This is a genomic window from Candidatus Bathyanammoxibius amoris, from assembly GCA_024451685.1.
GTDB classification, from domain to species: Bacteria; Planctomycetota; Brocadiia; order Brocadiales; family Bathyanammoxibiaceae; genus Bathyanammoxibius; species Bathyanammoxibius amoris.
On sequence record JAMXCW010000001.1, the window covers coordinates 1 to 22,217 of the forward strand.

General features: G+C 51.9%; 22 protein-coding genes and 1 tRNA gene. 15 read left to right on the plus strand and 8 right to left on the minus strand.

From position 1 onward, the window contains the following. From NOU37_00005 to NOU37_00025, 5 genes are all read left to right on the plus strand, one after another. On the plus strand, positions 1–458 hold a 458-nt coding region (locus NOU37_00005), incomplete at its 5' end, for a DUF72 domain-containing protein (GenBank protein ID MCQ4573624.1). Between the two features lie 453 nt (positions 459–911). Beyond that, entirely contained in the window at positions 912–1,604 is a 693-nt protein-coding gene (locus NOU37_00010) for a hypothetical protein (GenBank protein ID MCQ4573625.1), read from the plus strand. Positions 1,605–1,612: 8 nt separating this feature from the next. After that, complete coding sequence (locus NOU37_00015) at positions 1,613–2,146, plus strand: methylated-DNA--[protein]-cysteine S-methyltransferase (protein ID MCQ4573626.1); 534 nt, start codon at positions 1,613–1,615, stop codon at positions 2,144–2,146. 163 nt (positions 2,147–2,309) lie between these two features. Next, positions 2,310–3,074 carry a carboxypeptidase regulatory-like domain-containing protein gene (locus tag NOU37_00020; GenBank protein MCQ4573627.1) on the plus strand — a complete coding sequence of 255 codons (765 nt, stop codon included), beginning with the start codon at positions 2,310–2,312 and terminating at the stop codon, positions 3,072–3,074. A gap of 233 nt (positions 3,075–3,307) precedes the next feature. Beyond that, a complete protein-coding gene (locus tag NOU37_00025) occupies positions 3,308–3,511 on the plus strand; it encodes a cold-shock protein (GenBank protein ID MCQ4573628.1) in 204 nt (67 codons plus the stop codon). A gap of 663 nt (positions 3,512–4,174) precedes the next feature. Here NOU37_00025 and NOU37_00030 read toward each other — a convergent pair. Together NOU37_00030 and sixA are read right to left on the minus strand one after the other, a co-directional pair. Then, positions 4,175–4,251, minus strand: a tRNA-Arg gene (locus NOU37_00030). A gap of 68 nt (positions 4,252–4,319) precedes the next feature. Further along, positions 4,320–4,790 carry a phosphohistidine phosphatase SixA gene (gene sixA / locus NOU37_00035; protein ID MCQ4573629.1) on the minus strand — a complete coding sequence of 157 codons (471 nt, stop codon included), beginning with the start codon at positions 4,788–4,790 and terminating at the stop codon, positions 4,320–4,322. 372 nt (positions 4,791–5,162) lie between these two features. Here sixA and NOU37_00040 point away from each other — a divergent pair, with 372 nt between their 5' ends. The 4 genes from NOU37_00040 to NOU37_00055 all read left to right on the plus strand — a co-directional run bounded on the left by NOU37_00040 (position 5,163) and on the right by NOU37_00055 (position 8,668). Then, positions 5,163–5,591 carry an EamA family transporter gene (locus tag NOU37_00040; GenBank protein MCQ4573630.1) on the plus strand — a complete coding sequence of 143 codons (429 nt, stop codon included), beginning with the start codon at positions 5,163–5,165 and terminating at the stop codon, positions 5,589–5,591. A gap of 182 nt (positions 5,592–5,773) precedes the next feature. Continuing rightward, positions 5,774–6,301, plus strand: coding sequence for a shikimate kinase (locus tag NOU37_00045; GenBank protein MCQ4573631.1), 528 nt, complete (start codon positions 5,774–5,776; stop codon positions 6,299–6,301). A 121-nt stretch (positions 6,302–6,422) separates the two neighbouring features. Then, on the plus strand, positions 6,423–6,899 hold the full coding sequence (moaC, locus tag NOU37_00050) for a cyclic pyranopterin monophosphate synthase MoaC (GenBank protein MCQ4573632.1): 477 nt from the start codon (positions 6,423–6,425) through the stop codon (positions 6,897–6,899). A gap of 194 nt (positions 6,900–7,093) precedes the next feature. Beyond that, positions 7,094–8,668, plus strand: a complete 1,575-nt coding sequence (locus NOU37_00055; GenBank protein ID MCQ4573633.1) for a hydroxylamine oxidoreductase — start codon at positions 7,094–7,096, stop codon at positions 8,666–8,668. A gap of 66 nt (positions 8,669–8,734) precedes the next feature. On the opposite strand, the gene NOU37_00060 is transcribed toward NOU37_00055, so the two are convergent. Both NOU37_00060 and NOU37_00065 read right to left on the minus strand, forming a co-directional pair. Then, positions 8,735–9,457, minus strand: coding sequence for a tetratricopeptide repeat protein (locus tag NOU37_00060; protein ID MCQ4573634.1), 723 nt, complete (start codon positions 9,455–9,457; stop codon positions 8,735–8,737). 16 nt (positions 9,458–9,473) lie between these two features. Then, on the minus strand, positions 9,474–11,615 hold the full coding sequence (locus NOU37_00065) for a hypothetical protein (protein MCQ4573635.1): 2,142 nt from the start codon (positions 11,613–11,615) through the stop codon (positions 9,474–9,476). A 165-nt stretch (positions 11,616–11,780) separates the two neighbouring features. On the opposite strand from NOU37_00065, the gene NOU37_00070 reads away from it, so the two are divergent. The 6 genes from NOU37_00070 to NOU37_00095 all read left to right on the plus strand — a co-directional run bounded on the left by NOU37_00070 (position 11,781) and on the right by NOU37_00095 (position 17,777). Further along, a complete protein-coding gene (locus tag NOU37_00070; GenBank protein ID MCQ4573636.1) occupies positions 11,781–12,152 on the plus strand; it encodes a hypothetical protein in 372 nt (123 codons plus the stop codon). 211 nt (positions 12,153–12,363) lie between these two features. Beyond that, positions 12,364–13,491: a tetratricopeptide repeat protein gene (locus tag NOU37_00075; GenBank protein MCQ4573637.1), complete on the plus strand. Its 1,128-nt coding sequence runs from the start codon at positions 12,364–12,366 to the stop codon at positions 13,489–13,491. Positions 13,492–13,552: 61 nt separating this feature from the next. Further along, positions 13,553–15,025 carry a trehalose-6-phosphate synthase gene (locus NOU37_00080; GenBank protein MCQ4573638.1) on the plus strand — a complete coding sequence of 491 codons (1,473 nt, stop codon included), beginning with the start codon at positions 13,553–13,555 and terminating at the stop codon, positions 15,023–15,025. A gap of 21 nt (positions 15,026–15,046) precedes the next feature. After that, entirely contained in the window at positions 15,047–15,835 is a 789-nt protein-coding gene (gene otsB / locus NOU37_00085) for a trehalose-phosphatase (protein MCQ4573639.1), read from the plus strand. 33 nt (positions 15,836–15,868) lie between these two features. Next, positions 15,869–16,564 (plus strand): DUF5752 family protein, encoded by a 696-nt coding sequence (locus NOU37_00090; GenBank protein ID MCQ4573640.1) that lies wholly within the window; start codon positions 15,869–15,871, stop codon positions 16,562–16,564. Further along, positions 16,548–17,777, plus strand: coding sequence for a glycosyltransferase (locus NOU37_00095; GenBank protein MCQ4573641.1), 1,230 nt, complete (start codon positions 16,548–16,550; stop codon positions 17,775–17,777). Before NOU37_00090 ends, NOU37_00095 begins: the two co-directional genes overlap by 17 nt. A gap of 293 nt (positions 17,778–18,070) precedes the next feature. On the opposite strand, the gene NOU37_00100 is transcribed toward NOU37_00095, so the two are convergent. The 4 genes from NOU37_00100 to NOU37_00115 form a co-directional block, all read right to left on the minus strand. After that, positions 18,071–19,906, minus strand: a complete 1,836-nt coding sequence (locus tag NOU37_00100; protein ID MCQ4573642.1) for a tetratricopeptide repeat protein — start codon at positions 19,904–19,906, stop codon at positions 18,071–18,073. Between the two features lie 33 nt (positions 19,907–19,939). Then, positions 19,940–20,482 carry a hypoxanthine phosphoribosyltransferase gene (gene hpt / locus NOU37_00105; protein MCQ4573643.1) on the minus strand — a complete coding sequence of 181 codons (543 nt, stop codon included), beginning with the start codon at positions 20,480–20,482 and terminating at the stop codon, positions 19,940–19,942. 17 nt (positions 20,483–20,499) lie between these two features. Then, positions 20,500–20,826, minus strand: coding sequence for a SemiSWEET family transporter (locus NOU37_00110; protein MCQ4573644.1), 327 nt, complete (start codon positions 20,824–20,826; stop codon positions 20,500–20,502). A gap of 284 nt (positions 20,827–21,110) precedes the next feature. Then, positions 21,111–22,160 (minus strand): C45 family autoproteolytic acyltransferase/hydrolase, encoded by a 1,050-nt coding sequence (locus NOU37_00115; GenBank protein ID MCQ4573645.1) that lies wholly within the window; start codon positions 22,158–22,160, stop codon positions 21,111–21,113. Between the last annotated feature and the right edge of the window lie 57 nt (positions 22,161–22,217).

A 22,217-nucleotide genomic window follows, 5' to 3' on the forward strand; every position in this document is an offset into this window, starting at 1 on the left:
GGGTTACGCACGACTACCTGAAGACCTTTAGTAAGAGGCTTGGGGGTATGCCCGTGGTGGTGGAGTTCAGGAACCGCGCGTGGCATAATGACGCCACCCTTGACCTTCTCAGGGAAAACGGGCTTGGCTACTGTGTGGTGGACGAACCCAGGCTGCCGAGTCTGATGCCCTTTAACCCCAGGGCGACCTCTGCGGTGGGGTATTTTCGCCTGCACGGCAGAAACCCGCGGTGGTTCAACGTCCCCACCTCGGTGAGATATGACTATCTGTACGGCGAGGCCGAACTCCAGGAGTTTTTGGGGCCCATCCATGAGGTTGAGTCCCTAACCCGGACCACCTTCGTTTTTTTCAACAACTGCCACGCAGGCTCCGCCGTGCGTAACGCCTTGAGGTTGAGAGAGATGCTGGGCCTTTCGGAAGAACCCGCCCCCGGCGGTCAGCGGGAACTGCCGTTTTGATTTGTGGTAATTCTTAAAGGAGTTGGAGATATGGTGCGTTTGGACGCACCGTACAGGGGTTAGTACACTTTGTGAGGTCAAAAGTAATTTTGTCATTCTGAGTTTTTTGAGCGAAGAATCTAATAGTAAGATGTAGCGTCGGAGCTTGCTCCGACGTTGAACGTGACAGCAAGCTACCACGCTACAATTCCTTCCCAACATCAGGCGGATTTAATGTCGAGCAAGCTCGACCGCTACAATAATATGGCTACGGGAGAAACGGTGCGTCTGGACGCGTCTTACGTGCCTAAATATATATATAGGCAAAACGGCTTGACAACACGGGTTATCTTTGGATAATCTAGGGCCGAGGTGAGGGGTATGTAGATCCTTTTTCAGGAGGCAAGAGCTATCTACATTGCCCTGGCCATCTGGCTTATATTGATTATCTTTCTCAGCTTTGGCATAAAAGTCTTGTGGTCCAAATACGCCAAAGAACGGGTCCTCAACGTATTCCTCTATCCCGGCACAATCGTCCACCAGTGCAGTCACGCCGTCATGTGCCTTGCAACGGGCGCTACGATAACAGAGTTCAACATCCTCAGACTGGAGGATACGGACATAAAGTACGACCGCCCCAAGATACCTGTCATTGGTGATTTCCTTATCGTTTTTGCCCCCATCGCGGGCTGCGCCGCCGTACTTATAGCCATCTCCTACCTGCTCAACGACCCGGTGGAGGTAAAGACCGCGTTGCCGAAGGACATAAAATTCACGGCGGACGGGTTCTTTGCGTTTTCCAAGGATACCATTGACGCGATTAAGATAACCCTGTTTGGACTGTGGAACGGCGCCGATTTCGAGGACCCGCGCTGGATAGGTTTCATGATAGCTACCATTATATTTACCGTATCTATGGCACCCCAGAGGGGCGACCTGAAGTATCTTATCCCGGGGATTATAGTTCTGGCGGTGACGTCTTTTTTCATCGGCAAGTACCTGGGCTTTTGGGGCACCCGGTGGTTCAATGGCAGGATTGAGGTGTTCTGGGGGATAGTGAACCTGGCCGCCTGCATGCTCCTGACGTTCCTCTTCCTTTCCGCCATCGGTATCGGGGCCTACCAGGCAGTGAAGCTGACTGTCAACAAGAAGAGACCCGGAGGATAACGGTTCAGGTGAAAGGCCTTTTCTATACGAGTTTTCCCACCACCGGGGGTGTCGTACACCTTGCCTGGGGCCCGAAGGGTCTCCTGAGAATAGATTTCCCCGGGGTCAGTGAAAAATCATTCTTGAAGGATTTGAAATGCCGTTTCCGTGCCGAGGCGGTGAGAGATGACGGCCCCCACGCGGCGGTTAAAGCCGTCCTGCGGCGATACTTTGACGGCAAGAGGGAAGCATTTGCGGGTGTACGCCTTGACCTGAGCGCAGCCACAGCCTTTGAGCGGGCGGTCTGGAGTGGTATACGCAGGATACCCTATGGACGGACGCGTTCCTACGGGCAACTGGCCCGGTCGATAGGCAGGCCGGGCGCAGCCAGGGCCGTTGGCAGGGCCTGTGGCAGCAACCCGGTTCCACCCGTTATACCCTGCCACAGAGTCGTTGGCTCAACAGGCAAGCTTGTGGGATACTCAGGCAGGGGAGGTGTATCCCTGAAAAAGAGGCTCCTTGATATGGAGGCCGGTGTTTTAAAGAAGAAAAAAACAGGCTGACTCCCGCCCACATACACAAAAAGACCCGGTTCCTCCACCCCCCCCGCACCGCCGGCACCACACAAATTCATATCGACTTTGTCCGGGAATAAAAATATAATCTAGATAACAATAGAGGTCTAGAGGAACTAGTGTCGGTTATAGTAAAAGGGGGAGGTGTGATATGGCTAACAGGTTTAGTATGTTTCTGGTGGTGCTGGTCCAGGCGTTTTTGGTTCTCAGCCTTACGTCCGGCGCACTGGCCGAATATGAGGTAATAGAGGTCGGCGACGGGTGCAGCATTACAGGCAGCGTGAAATTTACCGGAGATATACCGAAGCGGGAGATGCTTGTGCTGGATAAGGACCTGCACGTATGCGGAACAAATTCAAGGCCCTCTAACAGGCTCATTATTGATGAGAAGACCAGGGGTATAAAGAATGTCGTAGTGTATATAGAAAATGTAACTAGGGGCAAGAAATTTAATGACAAGTGGCACTTTGTTCTGAACCAGGAGGCCTGCGAATTCATACCCCACATTCAGATGATACCGGTCAACAGCACCCTGGAGATAAGGAACAGGGACCCGATGGCGCATAATGTCCACGCGTATCCCGTGAGGAATTCGACCTTTAATGTAAGCATCCCGAGCCGGGGTGTGCCTCCCGTCAAGACCTTCGGCCGTGAAGAGAGGATAAAGATGCGCTGTGACAGACACGGGTGGATGAGCGCTTGGATTGTTGTGATGGACAGCCCGTATTACTGCCTTACAGGTGAAGATGGGACGTTTGAAATCTCCGGTATCCCGCCGGGGGACTACAGGGTGTGTGTATGGCATGAGGCCTTTGATAATGAGGAAGGGGCGGTAGTTGAGACGGAAGACGTAAAGTTGAAGCCCAACCTGCAGGTCAAGCTGGACTTTAAACTCTCGCTTAACGGAACATCTTGAGGGTGCGGCACGGGCCCGTGTTGGGGAAACGCGGGGTTTTATCCACAACCGGGGCGCGTTTAAAAACAGAAAAAAACAGTTAAATATTTTGTTGTATAATCTAATATTTCTGATATAGTCTTTCGACGTCGCAGTATTGTCGTGTGAGTTACCATAAAGGCCGGACAGTACTCTGGCTTTTATGGTTTTTTTTTGACTTAGATGTTTTTGGAAATAGTAAAGGAGATGATGATTTGGCTACAGGAACAGTAAAATGGTTTAATGACACTAAGGGATTTGGTTTTATAGCCCCGGACGACGGCGGCAAGGACGTGTTTGTTCACCAGAGCGTTATTCAGGTAGAGGGGTTCAGGTCCCTGTCCGAGGGTGACAAGGTGGAATTTGAATCAGACGAAGGTGATAAAGGGCCCAAGGCCACAAAGGTAGTCAAGGTATAGCCTGTACTGTACGGTAATACGTAAATTATAATATTCTTCTTCGCTCAGACGAATAATTATAATGTATGGACCGGACGTGAGTTTATACTGACAGGGCGGGAGACTTCGCCGCAAAGGAAATACAGCGAGGGGGGCGATAAGGGGTCTGAAGTTGTTTATACAGTTTCTTTAAAGCCGGGCCGCCTTTTGGTCTCGTACGTTTGATTCTGCAGAGGGGTTATGGAGAGGAGCACTCTCCATGGCCCTTTTTTAATGGTATCCCGGGGCGTTCTGTATTTAAAACCTCATTATGTTATCGGGCTTGACAATCTCACCGGCTGGTAGTAGATTCCCCACCTGAGAAGCACACTTATTTAAGGAATTCAGTTCTTTAGCAAGACGGGCTAAAAGAAAGGAGAGACATCGTGTGGAAGAAAGCTGCAATTGTTCTTGTTGTAATAATTTTAGGAGTGGTGGCGCTGAAGTTTTTGGGGCTGTGTCCGATATGCAAGGGTGGTTGAGTCTTATAAAGTAGTGGGATAATACAGCGGGGAAACACTAAACCCGTCCGCCGGCAGGTAGGGCTACGGTGTGTGATGCGAGGGCCGGGGGGAAATGGAATTTAATCTCCGCAGCCGTTGGATACCCCTCCAAAATCTATTCCGAGGTGGAGAGTGCGTAAAATGGTACGCCCGACAGGATTCGAACCTGTGGCCTACAGTTTAGGAAACTGTCGCTCTATCCTACTGAGCTACGGGCGCATCCGAGATGATATCCTTTTATACAGCCCGCGCCATTTCCGGTCAAGCGCATAGTACAGATCCTGTCATTAAGTCTCAGTGATATCCGGGGTGAGCATCCATCTGATGCGCCAGCTGCCCGGGGAGTGGTCACGGTCGAGCCGTATAATGCTGGCTGTCTGGAAATTCACAATATTTTTGTCCGGGTCTGTGCCCAGGAGGCTTGACGCCAGCCTGCTTAAATAGGGCAGGTGGCCGACTATCATAACGTTCCCGCCCGTCTTCTCAAGCAGCGTCTTCATCGGAACGATGTCGTCATTGGGCGCGAGACCTTCGGTCTTCTCCAACCCGTCGGAAGACGTAACCGCCTTTGACAGTTCCCGCGCCGTCTCTTCTGCCCGCAGCTTGCCGCTGTGTTTGATGACCTTGACCTTGATGTCGAGACCTTTCAGAAGACCGGCCACCTTCGAGGCAGCCTCCCTGCCGCGTTCGGACAAGGGCTGTCCGGGGTCTTCCTCCGGCCTTTTGGCCTCAGCGTGTCTGACTAGATATACTTCCATGTCTTCGTTCCCTAATAGTATGGCCGTTCATCTGCCCGAGATGAAATAACCACTGCGGATACATAACGTAGCGGCAGAGTAGGGGCAGGTCTTGCACTTGCCCTGTTTGGGCGACCGCAAGAGTCGCCCCTACGAATGTTGAGCAAGCCTTCGGGCTGAGGCCCTCAAGGCCGAAGGCCCGGCCACTACAGCCTCCTGGTGTTTCTGATTTTCTACGAAAAGACGGCTGCCAGTCAAGGATAAAAGGATATTAATATAGCTTGATTTTCGCATACGAAGTGTGGATTATTGTGTATGCGGAAAAAAATCTCATAGCAGGCGTGGCCGACGTCGGCTGGTAAGTAAATCTAACCTTGTTGCGGGCGGACAATCATGAAAACTTGGTTCATTTATTCAGTACTGACGCTTGTGTTCTGGAGTGCGTGGTCGCCAATGATAAACTACTCCACACAGGCCCTGGGCAACCCTCTGCGTGTCTTGCTCTTTGAGGCGGCGGGGTTTCTGGTAATACTCTTGCCCCTACCGTTGATAATGGCCTACGGGACCACGACCCCTTCCACCAGGGCGGATGTGGTCGCCTTCGGTGCCGGGTTATTTGCAGCGCTGGGTACGCTGGCCATAATCTACGCGTTTAAGGAGGGAGGGAGACCTGAGATCATAGTGCCGCTTATCGCCCTCAGCCCGGCCCTTACGGTATTGTGGATGTGGCTCTTTTTTGAGGCCAGGGTGAACCTGATGCAGGGCGTTGGGATATCTATGGCCGTTGTGGCGGCGTTTATCCTTGCGAGGTACTCACCGTAGGGCCGCAGGGGCATTCGCCCGCCCCAGATATGCGGGGGGTCTTCAACACGGGGCGGATGACGTATCCCTGTCGTATAATATTTTTCTCTTTTTTCTTTGTCTTTGTGCTTGCTGCGGTCTTACAATTTAAATGGATGGTGCTATCTTCCGGGCTTATCCGGGCGGTTTAATAGGGTGGAGAGATGAACCTGATACTTATCGGTTTTAGAGGCACGGGCAAGACAGTCCTGGGGAAACTGGCCGCGGGGCAACTGGGCTGGGAGTTCATAGACGCCGATGACTATCTTGAGGAGAAGACGGGCAGGGGCATATTTAGTATATTTGACGAGGACGGAGAGAAGGGGTTCAGGCGGATAGAAGAATCGGTAATCGCCGAGTTGTGCGGGATGGAGCACAAGGTCATCGCCGCAGGCGGCGGCGCGGTTCTCAGCAAGAAGAATGTAAAGAATATGAAGACGGGCGGTATGGTAATCCTCCTTGAGGCCGATGCCGACACCATATACGAACGCCTCAAGTCAGACGTTAAGACCCGCAGCCAGCGCCCGCGGCTCACCGACAGGGACCTCCATGATGAAATCGTCCATCTGCTCAAGTACCGCAGGAAATATTACGGCAAGGCCGCCGACCACAAGGTAGACACCTCACGGAAGACCCTGGAAGAATTGGCAGGAGAGATAGTAACCGCCTTTGAAGAGGAACTTCATGAGTAACCTGTCCCACCACGCTTTTTCTTGACCCCAAAATACACAAATGATAGATTAGTTAGGTCTTGGATTGTCTTTAAGGCACGAGGACGTGCTGACGGAGAAAAAATTCGCGGTTGGAGATGTTATGTCCGAACTCACCCATTTTGACGAATCGGGGGCGTCCAGGATGGTAGACGTGTCGAAAAAGGAGGTCACGGACCGTGTGGCCACCGCCCACGCCAGCGTTACCATGCGTCCCGAAACCCTCAGGCTGATACTGGACAAAAAGGCGGCCAAGGGAGACGTGCTTGAGGTGGCGAGGGTGGCGGGCATAATGGCGGCAAAGCGGACGGGTGAACTCATACCCATGTGCCACCCGCTGGAGCTTAACTCCGTTAAGATAGACTACACGAATAATGGAGCTGACACGGTTGAGATACATTCAGAGGTGCGGGTGAGGGCGCGCACGGGCGTTGAGATGGAGGCCCTGGTTGCCGCCAGCGTCTCGGCCCTTACCATATACGACATGTGCAAGTCCGCGGACAGGGCCATGGTCATAGGCGACGTTCATCTCGTGAAAAAATCAGGTGGCAAGAGTGGAGATTTTACCTTTCACGCCTGAGGTGGAACGTGTCTTCCCTGAAACAAGCGCCGGCTTGGCCGTCTTTACCTGGAGGCGGGATTTCCGCGGACGATAACTCTGGAAGAGACCGGATGTTATATACAATGGTTTTTCTACCGAGGTATGTTATTTGCATGGGTATTCTATGTTAATGAATGACATGCTAACGGGGTAAATTTAAGGAGGTAACAGGTATGCACAGGTTGAGAGAGCCAAGGTATTTCTTAAGCCTCGCCGTTTTGATGTTTTTAGGGTTGTGCCTCTACGTGGCGGCGAGTGAAGACACCGCGCTTGCGTTCTGGGGCAAGGATGAGAAAGCGGCTGCGGGTGAGTCCAGCGTGAATACTCAAGAATTCTTTGCCAAGCTTAGAGAAGAGGCGCTCGGGCCAGACGACTGCGGCAGGGTATTCCCCATGGGCGGTCTTACGGCCACGTATACCGGCCCGGAGAAATTGTTCCCGGCATACGGGAAATACGGAAAACTATTCAACTTCTTACCGCTTATACGGTGGTACGACCCGGCCCATTACTATAATAGTGAGGAGTATCACCCCGGCAGTCCTGTCAAGGGGCAGTTTAAGAACGACGAATGTATCGTGTGCCACACCATACAGACGCCCGGCGTAGTAGCCCTGTGGAAGCGCAGCAAGCATGCCTTCCCTGGATTTGGAAAAGCGGAGGTGGGCTGTGATAAATGTCACGGTAACGACCACCAGAAGCTCACGATGCCCGACTATAACACCTGCGGCAAGTGTCACAATGATCAGATGGTGGGGCACAGGGCGGGCGAGGTAGGCTCACACGCGCATGCATACAGCGTGGGCGTGCTTGAGGCCTCCTGGCAGATAGAGAAACCGGCAGAGGAGGTCTCCGCGTGTGCCACCTGTCACGCCATCGTAGAGAACAGGTGTGACGGTTGTCACACCAGGCACGAATTCTCGGCGGCCGAGGCGCGAAAGCCGAACAACTGCGGTGTATGCCACACTGGGCTCGACCACTATGAGTACGAGATGTACAACCAGTCGTATCATGGAATGCTGTACCAGGCGAACGGCTCCAAGTGGGACTGGAGTAAGCCCATGAAACCCGAGAACTACCAGTCGCCGAGCTGTGCCTACTGCCACATGCAGGGGGGAGACCACAACGTGATGAAGGCGTCCACCATACATTCCAACATGGGTACAGCGCTGGTTGACAGGGGTGCCCCTCAGTACACGGCCAAACGTGACGGATGGATCAAGCTGTGCGCGGGATGTCACTCCCCGAGGTTTGCACGAGACCAGATGGAGGCAGTGGATGAGGCCGTTAAGGTCAGCTTTACCAAGTATCGTGAGGCCGTGGGTATAGTGGCCAGCCTGTATGAGCAGGGGCTTTTAGACCCCATGCCGGCCGACCTGGCCCCTGACTGGACGGGACACTTCACCTTCAGTTACTATCCTGGGGGAGAACTCCGCATGCACAACACCTCGGACATAGAGAGGATGAACTTTGAGCTCCTCGTATATGTTACCAACGCCGTGTACAAGGCGATGGCCCACTTTGCCTGGTACAATGCCACCTACGGGCTCGGGGCCTTTAAGCAGGACCGCTTGCTGACCCAGATAAAGGCGGAGGCAAGCCGGTTGAGGAGGTTTGCGGCCATAGAGAAGGAACTGGGTATAGAACACCAGGCGGAAAATTTTTGGAAACACGGGGAGTATACCGACCTGCTTCTGGGCTGGAAGATAAAGCAGAAAGAGGCGGGCAAAGCCACACCAACTAAACAGTAGTTCCGGCAAGAGAGCGGAAGGGCGGCACAAAGGCCTTTGTGCCGCCCTTCCGGGTTTATCGCATGCCTACCGGCGCATAAGTTTTTTCTGTTCAGTCATTTCCTTCTCTGCCTCGTCTTTCATCCCCTTCTGTTCGTACGCGTTCGCCAACTGGTAATGGACCCTGGGATTACGGGCGTTCAGGGTGATAGACTCCTTGAAGGCCTCGATGGCTTCGTCATAGTTGCCTTTTTTGACGAGGGCCATTCCCAGGTTCAGATAGCCCATTTCAGGGTGATGGCCGGCCTTTATCTGATTCTTGAACTCAATGATGGCCTTGTCCGTGTCACCTTTTTTTATGTAGAACACGCCCAGGAGGGAGTAGAGATTCCCTCTGTCTTCGTGGCCCGTCAGGTATTTTTGACATAATGCTATACCCTCGTCTGACATGTCCTTATCGTAGTAGGCCAGCGCAAGTTCGTAGGGTGTCCTTGTGTGGTTAGGGTTCAGCTCCAGAGTCTTCTCGAATTCGCGTATCGCATCGTCAAGCCTGCCTGTGTTTACGTAGACAAGGCCGAGTTCGAAGTGGGCCTCGGCAAGGTTGGGTGCCGCCGCGATGACTATCTTGTATTCGCGGATGGCGTCCCGGTACGCGCCGTATTCTGCAAAGTTATGGGCCTGTGTAAAATGTGTCTGGATTTCGACAGAAGACATGTTCCTGGCTGGCACGTTCTGCTTGTCGTCCGCGACAAGGAACGTCCCGGATGAAATGACCACGAGTACTGTTACACACGTAAGAACCATTCGCATCGGTATCTCCAATCATTTAAAAGACAATAGACAGGGGGTCCACAGGCTTGGGGAAGACACCCTTGTCTATACTTTTGCCGTCATCAAATAAAACGTAACTGTATCTGCCATAGTGGCTCAACTTGTGCCCGGCCGTGCGGACGGCCTCCGGGCTAAGGCCGAAAAAGAGGCATATCGCAGAACCCTTCTTGTTGGGATTGGGAAAACAGTAAGACAGCGAGGCATCTTCTTTGTCATATCTTGTCCCATTCAGGACGAAGGACCCATTCTCGAACTTCAATGCGGGCGAAACGCCCTCCTGCAATCTTTTTACCACAAGGTTGTTGTCAGGGCTACCCAGCAAAAAAAGTTTTCTGGAGAGGTCCTCTTCGCTTATTTCTGTATCCGGCTTGATTTCCGCGTGGTGCTTGAGGTGTTGCGACATGGCCTTGTACTCCTCGATAAGGCGGCTGCCACCCTTTGTCGGGTAAACGACCAGCATTCTCCTGTCTCCAAGCACCTTGTCAATGGTAGGGGGCGTTTCTTCCGGAAGCAGACGACGGAATATGTCGAAGTCCGGGTCTATGTATATGGCCCTGGGTCTTGACCTGGATGATAGTTTGTAGCTCTGCCGGGGCGAGTGCATCTCAAGCTGACGCGCATGCTCTTCGCCGTCTTCGGTAACCAGAACAATTGGCACGAGCAGCCGGTATGCAGGTGGCTTTTGGGATAGTACAATGTCCACGGTGTACGGGCCCTCCTTACCCGTTTCCTCCACCGCCGCACTTTTCACTTCCAGCAGGGGCGCGCCCTTCTCGTATACCCACTGCCTGAAAAACCAGCCTAAGTCCTTGCCGGAAACCTCTTCAAAGACGTTTTGGAAGTCCTCCCACGAGGTCTGCTTCCACTTCCTCTCTTTATATACGGTCTTAAGGGCCTTGGAAAAGGTCTCCTGGCCCAATAATTCATTGAGCAGGTGGAATACCATGGCGCACTTGCCGTAGAGTACGGACCTGACGGCCTTTTCCGTACGCGGAACGCCGCCCTCGGTGAAGCCCTCCAGGGAAAAATCCATGTCATCGTACATGTGGTTGGCGTACGTCCTTAATATGTCCCTGCGGTACTCCATGGCGGAGGCGGGGCTTATCAATTTCTTGTAATGATAGTCTGCCACGTAGGTTGTCAGGCCCTCGCACCAGTTCCCATGGTCAGGGTCCGTAAACACGGAATTTCCCCACCAGTTATGCGCGACCTCATGCCCCAGCGAAATGTGCACTATAAACGGCAGTTTCAGGGCGGCCCTTCCCAAAAGGGTGTAAGAGGGCATACCGTAACCCGTCGGAAACAGGTTTTCCACCACCGTAAACCTGCTGAACGGGTAGGGACCAAACATCTCCTCATATATTCTCAGATAACGTTTTGTGGCCTCAATATAACTTTCAGATAACTCCTGTTCCTCGGGGAAAAAGTACGTGTATATGTCTATATCGTTATAGACGTCATGAGTGGTCTCATATTTGGCCGCCAGCAGGAAGCAGCTATCAGAGATGTAATTGGCTTCCCACACGAACAGTGTTGTACTGTTCTCTTCTCTCATGTCAAGCAGCCGCCCGTGAGTTATGACCTCATACCCGGAGGGAACCCTTGCCTCTACCCTGAAGGTAGCCAGACTAACGCCCGGGAGGTCCGGATACCAATGTGCCACGGGGGTCAGATATACAAACTCAGGCGTAATGGTGGCGTAGACGACGCTGTCCGAATCCAGAGGCGTATATAAAACGCCGTGATATGAAATTTTGAGAGATATGTCATTACCGTTTGGCGAAACCGGAAGATAAATCTCTAACTGGCCTGAACCGGCCGGTCCGTTCTCCCCTACTGTCTTGTCGCGAGTTAACCGTTTCCACTTAAGCGCCTTAGAACCCATATTTACGGAGTCTACATGGAGGTGTCTATTCAAAAGAAAGATAAGTGTCTCATTCCGTGGGCCATCTTCGCCGTCACCCTTGTCCAACCGGAGACTCAGCGTGTCGGTGGCACGGAGGCTGTGCGACTCCAGGTCCAAATCCACCGCGATGTCATGCCCGAGTATCCGGCAGCCACCTTCGGCCTGGGGGCATGTCGATAAGAGGACGACCACGAGGAGCAGCGAAGATATATTAATAACAAAAAAAGACATTATAGCGACATTTTATCAGAAGAGCACGCCTGCATAAAGAAAAACCCTTCCGCTGTTATGAACGTTTATGGTATTATTTGTGTCGATGTGTAAGTAGTGTAACAATAGACCTATACCTGTTTGTTTGCTTGCAGAATCGTGCGGGCCATGGAGGTGGGTGCGGGATTGGATAAAAAAAGACGGATATTTTCCCCTCAGTTCAAGCTGGGAATAGCATTGATTGCGGGCAGCTTGATTTGCGGTTATGCGTCCCTGGCGGTGCTTGGAGGGGCGGCGGGAACAGGCAAGACCGGGCTGAGAAACCTCAGCTTGGTGATATGGTTCCTTACCTGGATACCGTTCCTTGCGGGTTTTGCCCTGAGCGGTAAAGAGGGCGTGCGACAGGCTGTGGGGCTGATTAGGAAGCAATTTGGTGAATCAGAATGGTTCCTTACATTGGAACAGTTCCTGGCAGACCGGATTGCGGGTTTGGAAAAACGCCTTCAGCGTGCCAGGGTTCTAAGTAAGGATTTTTTGTTGTGGTTTTTCGGAGAGTAACCTGCCAAAAGTGACCGTAACATTACCCCCTTCGGTGCCTCAGAATGTCAATAATCCGGGATTTCATGGGTTTCAGGCGAACCGGTGTCTGTAGTCTTTAGCACTTCATGTCTTCATCAAGCCGCGCCCAGAATGCCCGGTGTATCGCTTTCTGGGGCTAAATCCGCAAAAAACCTTGTCTAAACTCCGGGCTGTTGCTAGAATTCGTGATATGAATACACTATCTATGAAACGCGCGCTTTTGATTCTAACGTGGACGTTCCTGCTTGCCGCATCCTCTCCCGTAACAGACACAAGGGCCTGGGGTGAGACAGACGCAGAACGTTACTTTAACCAGGCATTGCAAGACTGTGAGACGGGTTCGTATGAGACGGCTCTGGATGCCGCGAAAAAGGCCCTTGAACTGGAGCCTGATTCCCCCAGGGCCTTTAACTACCTTGGCATAATCCACAAGAGACTGGGGCACCTTGAAGAGGCCACATCATACTTCAAGAAGGCCATGGAAGCCGACCCGGGGTTTGCCCCGGCCTATTCCAACCTGGGGACAATCTATCTGGACAGCGGCACGATAGACGAGGCAATTGAAATGCATAAGAAGGCGGTAGAGCTGGTCCCAAAGGGCGCGGGGTTTCACAACAACCTTGCGCTGGCCCTGGAGAAGAAGGGGATGACAGAGGATGCCGCGATGGTGGCGATGCATGCCACAGCCCTCGCCCCCCAACTGGCCGAACCACACTGGAACCTCGGGAGGTTGTGCCTCAAGAAAAAGATGTATTTTAAGGCCATCTCCGAGCTTGAAAAGGCCACTCAAATAGCGCCAGACCTTACTCCCGCCCGCCACCTGCTGGTCAGGGCCTACATCTCCCAGAACGTCCTCAAAAAGGCGGAAGATGAGTGCATGAAACTCCTTGAGTCGAACCCTCAAGACGCCTTGGCCCACGCGAACCTGGGTGTCATTTACGGAAGGAAGGGGTTGACGAAGGAGGCCGTCCAGGAGATACAAAAGGCCCTCGACATGCACCCCGGCCTGGCGGTCGCCCACATTGCGCTGGGAGACCTGTACGTAAAGGAAAAGAGATTTAACGAAGCCCTCTCCGAGTATGAGGAAGCGATAAAGTCCGATCCTGACCTTGCTGACGCCCACCTGGGTATTGCCAACTTGTATAACTCGGCGGGTATGCTTGATGAGGCCTTGTCCGATTTTAAAGAGGCTGCAAGGCTCGACCCGCACAACCCGGACGCCCATAAAGGCCTTGCCTATACCTATGAACTCAAAGGTATGGTAGAGGAGGCCGACAAGGAATACGATATATACGAAGCGTATATGAAGCTGCGCTAGGTCACCGTTCCCTTCAGAGTCTGAGAGGGACACATCCCGGATTCCACGGATAGAGGCCGTTATGAAAACGGAAGAAGAACTGCGCGCGTTTGTATCCTCCGAGCTCGAAGATTCCATCCACATAGTAGTCTCGAACCGGGAGCCGTACACCCACGTCTTTGACGGGGACGAGATACGCTGTATAGAGACCCTGGGCGGTGTGACCATAGCATTGAGACCCGTGATTAAGGCGTGCGGCGGGACGTGGGTAGCCCACGGCAGTGGCACGGCGGACAGGGAAGTCGTGGACAGAAAAGGCAGGTTAAGGGTACCGCAGGAAAACCCAAGTTTCACCCTCAGAAGGGTATGGCTCTCGAAGAAGGAAGAATATGGATACTACTACGGGTTTTGTAATAAGGGTCTCTGGCCCCTCTGCCACACAGCATACGTGCGGCCGACTTTCGACAGGGAGGATTGGGAGTACTATAAGAAGGTCAACCTGAAATTCGCCGATACCATACTGGACGAAATCGGCGACAGGCCCGCGCAGATATTTATACAGGACTACCATTTCGCGCTGCTGCCACGGATGCTGAGAAAAAAGAGGCCGGAGAACATGGTTATAATCCAGTTCTGGCACATCCCGTGGCCGAACCCCGAGGCCTTCAGTATATGTCCCTGGAGGCAGGAGATCCTCAAGGGGCTGCTGGGAAACGACCTCATCGGGTTTCAGGTACAGGGCCACTGTAATAACTTTTTAGATACCATTGACAGGGAACTGGAGGCCAGAGTGGACAGGGAACGCTTTGCGGTCTTCAGCGGCGGCGAGCAGACACTGGTGCAACCTTTCCCCATAAGCCTCGATTTCGAAGAATACAGCCAGTATGCCCGGAGCCAGGGGGTTGAGACGGAGATGGAGACCCTGTCACGAAGGTTGAGACTGAAGGAAAAGCTCATCGGTGTAGGGGTTGACCGTATAGATTACACCAAGGGCATAATCGAGAGACTGCAAGCCCTGGATAAGTTTCTCGAGCGCAATCCCAAGTATCATAAGCGGTTTGTATTTATACAGATTGGCGCGCCGAGCCGTATCCACATAGAGGCGTACAAGCGCTTGGCGGCCAACATCGAAGATACGGTGGCGGAGATAAACTGGAAATACCAGAAAGACACGTGGAAACCGATAATATATCTAAAAGAACACACCGTACGCCAGACCATTGTGGCGCTTTTCCGGCTTGCCGATTTCTGTCTTGTCAGCTCGCTTCACGACGGGATGAACCTCGTTGCCAAGGAGTTTGTGGCCACCCGTAAGGATAACAAGGGCGTGCTGATTCTGAGCCGCTTCACCGGCGCCGCCGTGGAGCTGCGGGACGCGCTCCTGATAAATCCATTTGCCATTGACGACGTGGCCGATACCATTAAAAGGGCGCTGGAGATGTCGGAGAAAGAACAGGGCAGGAGGATGCGGAAGATGAGGCAGACCGTTAAAGAGAACAACATCTATAACTGGATCGGGAGCATTATTGAAGAAACCTCAAACCTGGGTAGATAGTTAGATAGAAATACTATTACTTTGAAATACCTCTTCGACGACTGGGACAAAATAGCCGCGGCAGCCGGGACGTCTCCCCACATACTCCTGCTGCTCGATTACGACGGTACCACCGTCCCCATTCAAAGGGCCCCTGAGAAGGCGCGGCTGGACGAAGAGACACGTCAACTGCTCCGCAAGTTGTCCGGCCACCCAAAGGTCACGCTGGGTATAATCTCCGGCCGCTCCATAAGCGACATAGCTTCCATGGTCGGGCTGAATGGGTTAATCTACACGGGCAACCACGGCCTGGAGATATTGCTCCCTGGAAAACCCGTAGAAAGACTTTATGACGAGGAGACCCTTCAATTTATACGGAATGTACAGAAAGAACTGAAAGAACAACTGGGTGACATTAAAGGCGTGCTGATTGAAAATAAAGGGCCCATTATGGCCATACATTATCGCATGGCACGCGGGGATACGGATGAGGTAGTTTTAAAGGCGGTGCGAGGTCTCGTCTCTAAAAACCCCGGTCTGGCCATGAGGCAGGGCAAGATGGTGGTAGAAATAACCCCTGACATACCCTTCAATAAGGGTATGACCGTTAAATGGCTTCTGGATAATCTGTTTCCCGAGGAGAGACCCATTGTGATCTTTGCGGGCGACGACCTGACCGATGAAGACGCCTTCGCTATACTCGATGAAGGCGACGTCTCCATTTACGTGGGACCACGGCCAAACCATTTCTCTGCAAGATATTACACAAAAGACAGCAGTGGAATCAGGCGGTTTCTGTATGAGTTGGAGAATGTCTTAAACGTACCTTAACGGCTGTACATATGGAGGCTTGCGGCAGGCATTATGACGCTCAAGACGGCATCCCAACCCTTCAGGTTCTACACCCGTTTGAACCTGGTGGAACTCACGGGGAGACGGGCGAAGAACACCGCGGAACTTCTTAAACAGATAGAGGAGGTTGAGGATGCGGTAATCTATCATCACACCCACCGCTTCCTGCAGCAGTACCAGTACCTCTCGCCGGAACCGCCCAACGACTTCGCCTACTGGGTAAGGGAGATACTGGACGACCCCGTCCTCGGCGAACTCCTCCAGTCAATAAACGTCTGTGACTACGACAGCATCTCTGCGCTGCGAAAAAAAATCGCGGACACCATCAGGAACCACCTCGCTTCCGCCAGGAAGTCGTCTCTCAAGACAGCGCCCGAAGGCGGGGAGTTTTATTTCCTGAAATCGCGTCCGTTCATCTTCCACACGCCGTACGAGGCCCGGACGCTTGAAGAATTCTTGACATACCTGCAGGAAGTAAGTATTGACTCACTGTATTTCCACCTGTTTGAGGCGCGCCTGAGGCTGGGGCGCAGCACGAATGACTTCTCGTTCTGGCTGGAAACCAGCCTGGGCGAGGCTGAACTCGCGGAAAAGATATGCAGGTTAGACCCCTACACCCACACGCTGGCGGGACTAAAGAACAGGATTGTCGTCATGATATCTAAACGCCTTAAGGAGGAGGACGTGACGGTTGGCAGGGATTATTAGAAAATACACTGACATCGTTGGTGAAAGCGTAATAGAGGAGCTCTTCATCCTTGCCGAGCGGTTCGGGGACCGCACGGTTCAGAACGTGAACTCTACCGCGGTGGGCGGCGGTGTGGCGGAGATACTTAACCGCATGGTGCCGCTCCTCAATGAACTGGGCGTTTCCACCACCTGGGACGTGATAAAGGGAGGTGAGCGTTTCTTTGAGGTAACCAAGAAGATGCACAATGCCCTCCACGCCTGTCAGGTCGAGTTTACCCCTGAAGACTGGGACGTGTTTGCCGAGACCACAGAGGCCAACGTCGAGACAATGGATATCACCGGCGACGTTGTGTTCATCCATGACTCCCAGCCCATCGGTCTCATAAAAAAGCGGCGGGAAAATGATAACGGTAGTAGATGGGTATGGCGTTGCCACGTGGATTTTTCCTCGCCCGACCCCGTGGTATGGAAGTTCTTGAAGAAATTTATAGAGAAGTATGACGCCTCCGTGTTCTCCGCGCCCCAGTTCTCAAAACCGCTGAAGACAAGGCAGGCACTCATATCTCCGTCTATCGACCCGTTGAGCCCCAAGAACAGGGAACTCAAAGATTCAGAGATAAGCGGTGTACTGGAGAGGTTTAATATAGACCCGGAACTCCCCATAATAACGCAGATATCGCGCTTTGATTACCTGAAAGACCCGGTGGGGGTGGTAGAGGTCTACCGCATAGTGAAAAAGAACGTCGACTGCCAGCTCATCCTTGCCGGCGGAGGCGCGACGGACGACCCGGAAGGCGAGGCGGTGCTGGCCCAGGTCAGGGAGGCGGCGGGCGATGACCCCCATATACACGTGCTGCTCCTGCCCCCCGCGTCGGACATTGAGATAAACGCCCTGCAGAGGGCGTCTGCCGTTGTGCTTCAGAAATCGCTCAGAGAGGGGTTTGGGCTCACCGTGGCCGAGGCCCTCTGGAAGTCCCGGCCAGTGGTAGCCAGCGCTGTGGGCGGTATCCCGCTTCAGATAGCCCACGAATACAGCGGCCTCTTGTCATATACCATTGAGGGCACCGCCTTCTGGGTCAAGCAGATATTGCAGAACCCCGAGTTAGGCGAGAAATTGGGCCGTAACGGCCGGGAACACATCAGAAACAATTTCCTCATCACCCGCCACATCCGCGAATATTTATTACTGTTCCACTCCCTCTACCACGAAGAGGATGTTGTTCATCTGTAGGATTTTTCCCCTTGAGGGTGCCGCAGGGCTTTAGCCCTGCGATACTTAACCCGTAGTTGCCCCATTTATGGGGCACATGGAATGTAGCGTCGGAGCTTGCTCCGACGTTCAAACGTGGCAGCAAGCTACCACGCTACACAAAAAATGTAGGGACAAGGCTCGTCCCTGTCCGCGGACAGCCACAAGGGCTGTCCCTACAAAATCAATTTCTGTAGGGGTAGGTCAAGGCCACGCTTTGACCGCAAATTGATTTGCGCTTGGGAGGGGGTGTCAGGCATTAAGGTCGATAAATTTTAGTGGAACCTGTCTGGTTTTATGGTCAGGTGCCACGTTATATTGTTTTCCAGCGCTGGCGGCGCGTCGGTCAGGTGGGAGTCTAGCTGCAGAGCCTTTTCTTTATATCTGTTTGCCTCTGCGGTCTTGCCCATTTTCTCCAGGCAGAGGCCCTTATTGTATAGTGCGGGGGCGAACACGGGGTCTATCTCAAGGGCCCTGTTGTAGCTCTTTATGGCGTCTTCGTGCCTGCCCAGATGGTCAAGCCTGGAGCCCAGGCTATTCCAGGCCAGTATATTTCGCGGGTTGATATCAAGCGATCTGGTGTAGCACTTAATGGCGTCTTCGTGCCTGCCCAACTCGGTCAGGCCGATGCCCTTGTTGACCCAGGCCTTAAACTTTCTGGGCTCGATCTCAAGGGCCCTGTCGTAGCTGTTAATCGCGTCTCTGTAGTTGCCCTGTTGTACGAGGCTGACGCCCCTGTTGAACCAGGCGTCAGCATCGTTCGGGTCAATCTCAAGCACCCTGTCGAAGCTGTTAACGGCGTCCTCGGACCGGCGGTCCTCGATAAGGCAGTTGCCCCGTTTGTACCAGACTGCAGCGTTGTTTGCGTCAATGTCTATTGCCTTTTTGTAGCTCTTCATCGCAGGTTCGTACTGACCCAGTTTGACGAGGCAGTCTCCCTTTTTGATCCAGGCCTCGATTCTATCTGGTTGAATCTTAGACGCCTTTTGGTAGCATCTTACGGGGCTGTCATAATCCTGCCATAGGATGGCGTAGGAATCGCCCAGACGCAGGAGTCCTTTTGCGTATTTATTATTGACAAATATCTTTTCCAGCGCATCAAGGGTGTGTCTTTCAGGGCCGTAATCCGGATTATACACATTCTCACAAAAGTCACGGTGCGGGGCCTTGATAGAGTTGTTAACCTCTATTATAAGGTCATTGCCCTTTAGTTTGTTGATACAGAGATTCCATTTCGATAATCCCTTTGAAAAACTTGTTCTGAAGATGACGTCGGATACGACCTTGACGAGATTTTTCTCCGGTTCAGGCATGAAAATACGCGACAGGAGCTTAAGCGCGGTGCAGACCGCGCGCTCATCCTTGCCCAGTGCCTGTAATCTGCGCCTCATCTCTTTAAGGTCCAGGACCACGGAGCCCGGCGTGGCGTTATCGAACTCAAAGTCTTGAATCCCAACCTCCCGGGCTAACTGCCCGGCCTCAGCCTCGCTTATTTCTCTGAATCCTATTTCCTGAAAGTTGCTAAGCAGCCTTCTCGCCTCCCGGTCTTCCATTATCTTATCGGTCTCTTCACCCGTCCGCAGGGCGGCTACTACCAGTAATCTGTCGCAGGCACCTTCAAGACGTGAAACGAGGCCCCGTAAATCCAAACACGAATTAATGACGTACTCGTCCAGGTCGTCCAGGAAGAGTGCCACCTTCAGGCCCTTAACCGTGGACATGGGGCGGATATTAAGGCTCTCGAGTCTGCCAAGCTCTGCGGGGGACGGGGCGAATACGATGAAGTCGCCCAGCCTTTTAAAGACTTTTTCATAGACGGCCCGGGTCTTGCCTATTTTTGGGGCTCCTTTGAAGATAAGTTTTTTTACTACTTTGCGGTCAGCCCCTTTGTCGTCAAGTTTTGAGAGGGCCTCGTCGAGTCTTCCGGGTTCTCTAAGGTTTTCTAGATAATAGGGATGGTATTTTGTGATGCAGGCGTATTCGGGTGTGACCGCGGACGCGCTCCGGAACCTGTCCGCCATATCGAGACTTCCCGTAAGCCAGTTGCAGAGCTTGTGAATCTCATTCACCGGGGCGGAAGGAATATTGGTTTTTTCAGGTGTCTTGTCCATTTGTCTTAATTATTATAGGGAAACAGGAGCGGTCTACCCTCTGGTGTAGCATTCGGGTTTGAGGACGGCTATGCAGGGAAGGTTCCTGTAGCGGTTATTATAGTCAAGCCCGTAGCCTACTACGAAGTCGTCACCTATCTCAAAGCCGGTGTAGTTGGGACTGATATCCTCACTCCTGCGGCTCTTTCTGTCAAGAAGCACACATGTCTTTAGCGACCTGGGATTGCAGTTCTTTATGTCATCCACCACCCTGCGAAGTGTCCTGCCCGTGTCTATGATGTCATCCACCAGCAGCACGTCCCTGCCCTCGACGTCTACGCGGAGCTTGGTGAGCAGGAGGGTCTCAGCCTTGGGGGACGTGGAACTGCAGTAGGTTGACGCGCCTATCGTATCAAGCCGCAGGGAAAACGGGAGAAGCCGGATAAGGTCCGATAGAAACACAAGGCTGCCGTTCAGTATGCCGATAAGCGTGAGGTCCTTGTCCCTGTACTCTTCGGCAAGCGTTCGGGAGATCTCCTTGACCTTCTTGTTTATCTCTTCTTCGGTGATTACTACCTTTTCAATGTCGTCTTTCATGGTGTCCTTTGTCTCTATTATTTAGCGGGAGTCTCAGCGTGTTCTACGGCCTCCTTGATGGCTGATATCCGCTCCTCCCTCGCCGCCTGATACTTGATGCGCAGGTAAAATATGGTGGCGGCCAGGAGAAACGATATGGCATTTGCGCCTATTATAATCTTGTCCTTGAGGTGGAACCCGTACAGAAACCACAGGAAGGTGCCGATGAGCACCAGCCCCAGGAGCCAGGGCGATACGTCATTGAGGCTCTTTGTTTTGATGCCCCGGAGGAGCTGCGGAACCAGTCCGCCGGTGGTACATGCCGCAGCCACTATCCCGAGCAGTTCCCACATCCTGTTATCCATCCGCGCGCCTTATCTTAAACGGGCCAGGGTATTCCCCCGGCGTGGTAAAACCTTGATTATATATGTGCGATTGTGAATGTAAACAGGAATCCTCAGGCGGGTAAGTCTCAGCGTGTTCTACGGCCTCTTTGATGGCTGATATTCGCTCGTCTCTCTCTGCCTGACGCTTGATGCCCAGGTAAAATATGGCGATGGCAATTAGAAACGACAGGGTGTTGGCCTCTATTATTATCTTGTCTCCCTGGTGTATTCCGTTTTGAGCAGTGTAGAATTGGAGATCTTTTCTAATTGAGAGAATTAAGAGAAAATAACATTTTCCCCTTTTCGCTAAAATCATGTGGATATAATTCAAGATTAATTGAGTCTGCTGAAATTTCAAACATCGGAGTGCAAAATGTAGTTAAAAACCCTTCCACCGCGTCCATTCGATTGTCAAAATGAAGAATCTTATCAGACAAAATCTTGATAAATCCTTCTTTAGAAAAGGGCGCACTCTTTAGTAATTCCTTGCCTCTCTTATATCTTGACCGAGACGTTCCCACCGGGATATTTAAGGATAGATGTTCAAATGTTTCTGAAGTGTAATGATTAACATGGTAAAAGATATCGGTAATTTCAGTCAATGATGTCTCGGTCGATGTTGTTTCAATGTTTATTCCTCGAAATTCTTTCATTGATATAATAGTATACGACATTGTTCCTGAGCGTGGAGAATGCATTTGGGTCCGCAGGACGGCTTCTTTTAACGTTTGTGATTCCAAAATATACCGATCTAACAATATCCTCGGAAAACCTAAATTTGGATTTATATCTGGAAGGGGTGGGAGAGAATCTAAGGCAAATACTAATCCATGCGAGTTAAAACCCCAGGCATTACCGGGAATACTTCCAGCATTTGTAAGTGCCAGGAATTGTGTATTATTTTCTAAATGAGCAATAGTTATATAAGAATTCTTGCCAATAACAGGCTCGTAATCTTCGTTGTGACCGATTATTATTTTCTGTGGGGATTTAAATACAATAGTTGCACATCCGTCAACTGACGATAAGCAGTGCCGGAAATTATGTATTAAAACATCCCTGAAGTTTATTCCGGCCCCGTCTGCAATTCCTTTTATTTCTTGAATATATTGAGGAAATATTTCATTGGACCGGTTATATAATTGGTCTAGCCATTCTGGATGTTTCTGGTCCTTGGCTTTATTTAATTTTAAAATTGTACTCGAAGTAAAAACGGAGTTAATACGGTCTTGAAAAGTTTTTCCAGTTTGAAAACCAATATCGTAATTACTTCCAGAGACATGGATTGTGGGTAAAAAGTTATCTGAAACCATAGAGTAAAACCATATTCCAGTGATTGAAGAAACTGAAGAGAAATCTTAAAAAAGTAA

Bases quoted from the DNA above. Each gene is read 5' to 3' on its own strand.
- NOU37_00020 (MCQ4573627.1), top strand. From the start codon at position 2,310: ATGGCTAACAGGTTTAGTATGTTTCTGGTGGTGCTGGTCCAGGCGTTT.
- sixA (MCQ4573629.1), bottom strand. From the start codon at position 4,790: ATGGAAGTATATCTAGTCAGACACGCTGAGGCCAAAAGGCCGGAGGAA.
- NOU37_00040 (MCQ4573630.1), top strand. From the start codon at position 5,163: ATGAAAACTTGGTTCATTTATTCAGTACTGACGCTTGTGTTCTGGAGT.
- NOU37_00045 (MCQ4573631.1), top strand. From the start codon at position 5,774: ATGAACCTGATACTTATCGGTTTTAGAGGCACGGGCAAGACAGTCCTG.
- moaC (MCQ4573632.1), top strand. From the start codon at position 6,423: ATGTCCGAACTCACCCATTTTGACGAATCGGGGGCGTCCAGGATGGTA.
- NOU37_00055 (MCQ4573633.1), top strand. From the start codon at position 7,094: ATGCACAGGTTGAGAGAGCCAAGGTATTTCTTAAGCCTCGCCGTTTTG.
- NOU37_00060 (MCQ4573634.1), bottom strand. From the start codon at position 9,457: ATGCGAATGGTTCTTACGTGTGTAACAGTACTCGTGGTCATTTCATCC.
- NOU37_00065 (MCQ4573635.1), bottom strand. From the start codon at position 11,615: ATGTCTTTTTTTGTTATTAATATATCTTCGCTGCTCCTCGTGGTCGTC.
- NOU37_00075 (MCQ4573637.1), top strand. From the start codon at position 12,364: ATGAATACACTATCTATGAAACGCGCGCTTTTGATTCTAACGTGGACG.
- NOU37_00080 (MCQ4573638.1), top strand. From the start codon at position 13,553: ATGAAAACGGAAGAAGAACTGCGCGCGTTTGTATCCTCCGAGCTCGAA.
- NOU37_00090 (MCQ4573640.1), top strand. From the start codon at position 15,869: ATGACGCTCAAGACGGCATCCCAACCCTTCAGGTTCTACACCCGTTTG.
- NOU37_00100 (MCQ4573642.1), bottom strand. From the start codon at position 19,906: ATGGACAAGACACCTGAAAAAACCAATATTCCTTCCGCCCCGGTGAAT.
- hpt (MCQ4573643.1), bottom strand. From the start codon at position 20,482: ATGAAAGACGACATTGAAAAGGTAGTAATCACCGAAGAAGAGATAAAC.
- NOU37_00110 (MCQ4573644.1), bottom strand. From the start codon at position 20,826: ATGGATAACAGGATGTGGGAACTGCTCGGGATAGTGGCTGCGGCATGT.
- NOU37_00115 (MCQ4573645.1), bottom strand. From the start codon at position 22,160: ATGGTTTCAGATAACTTTTTACCCACAATCCATGTCTCTGGAAGTAAT.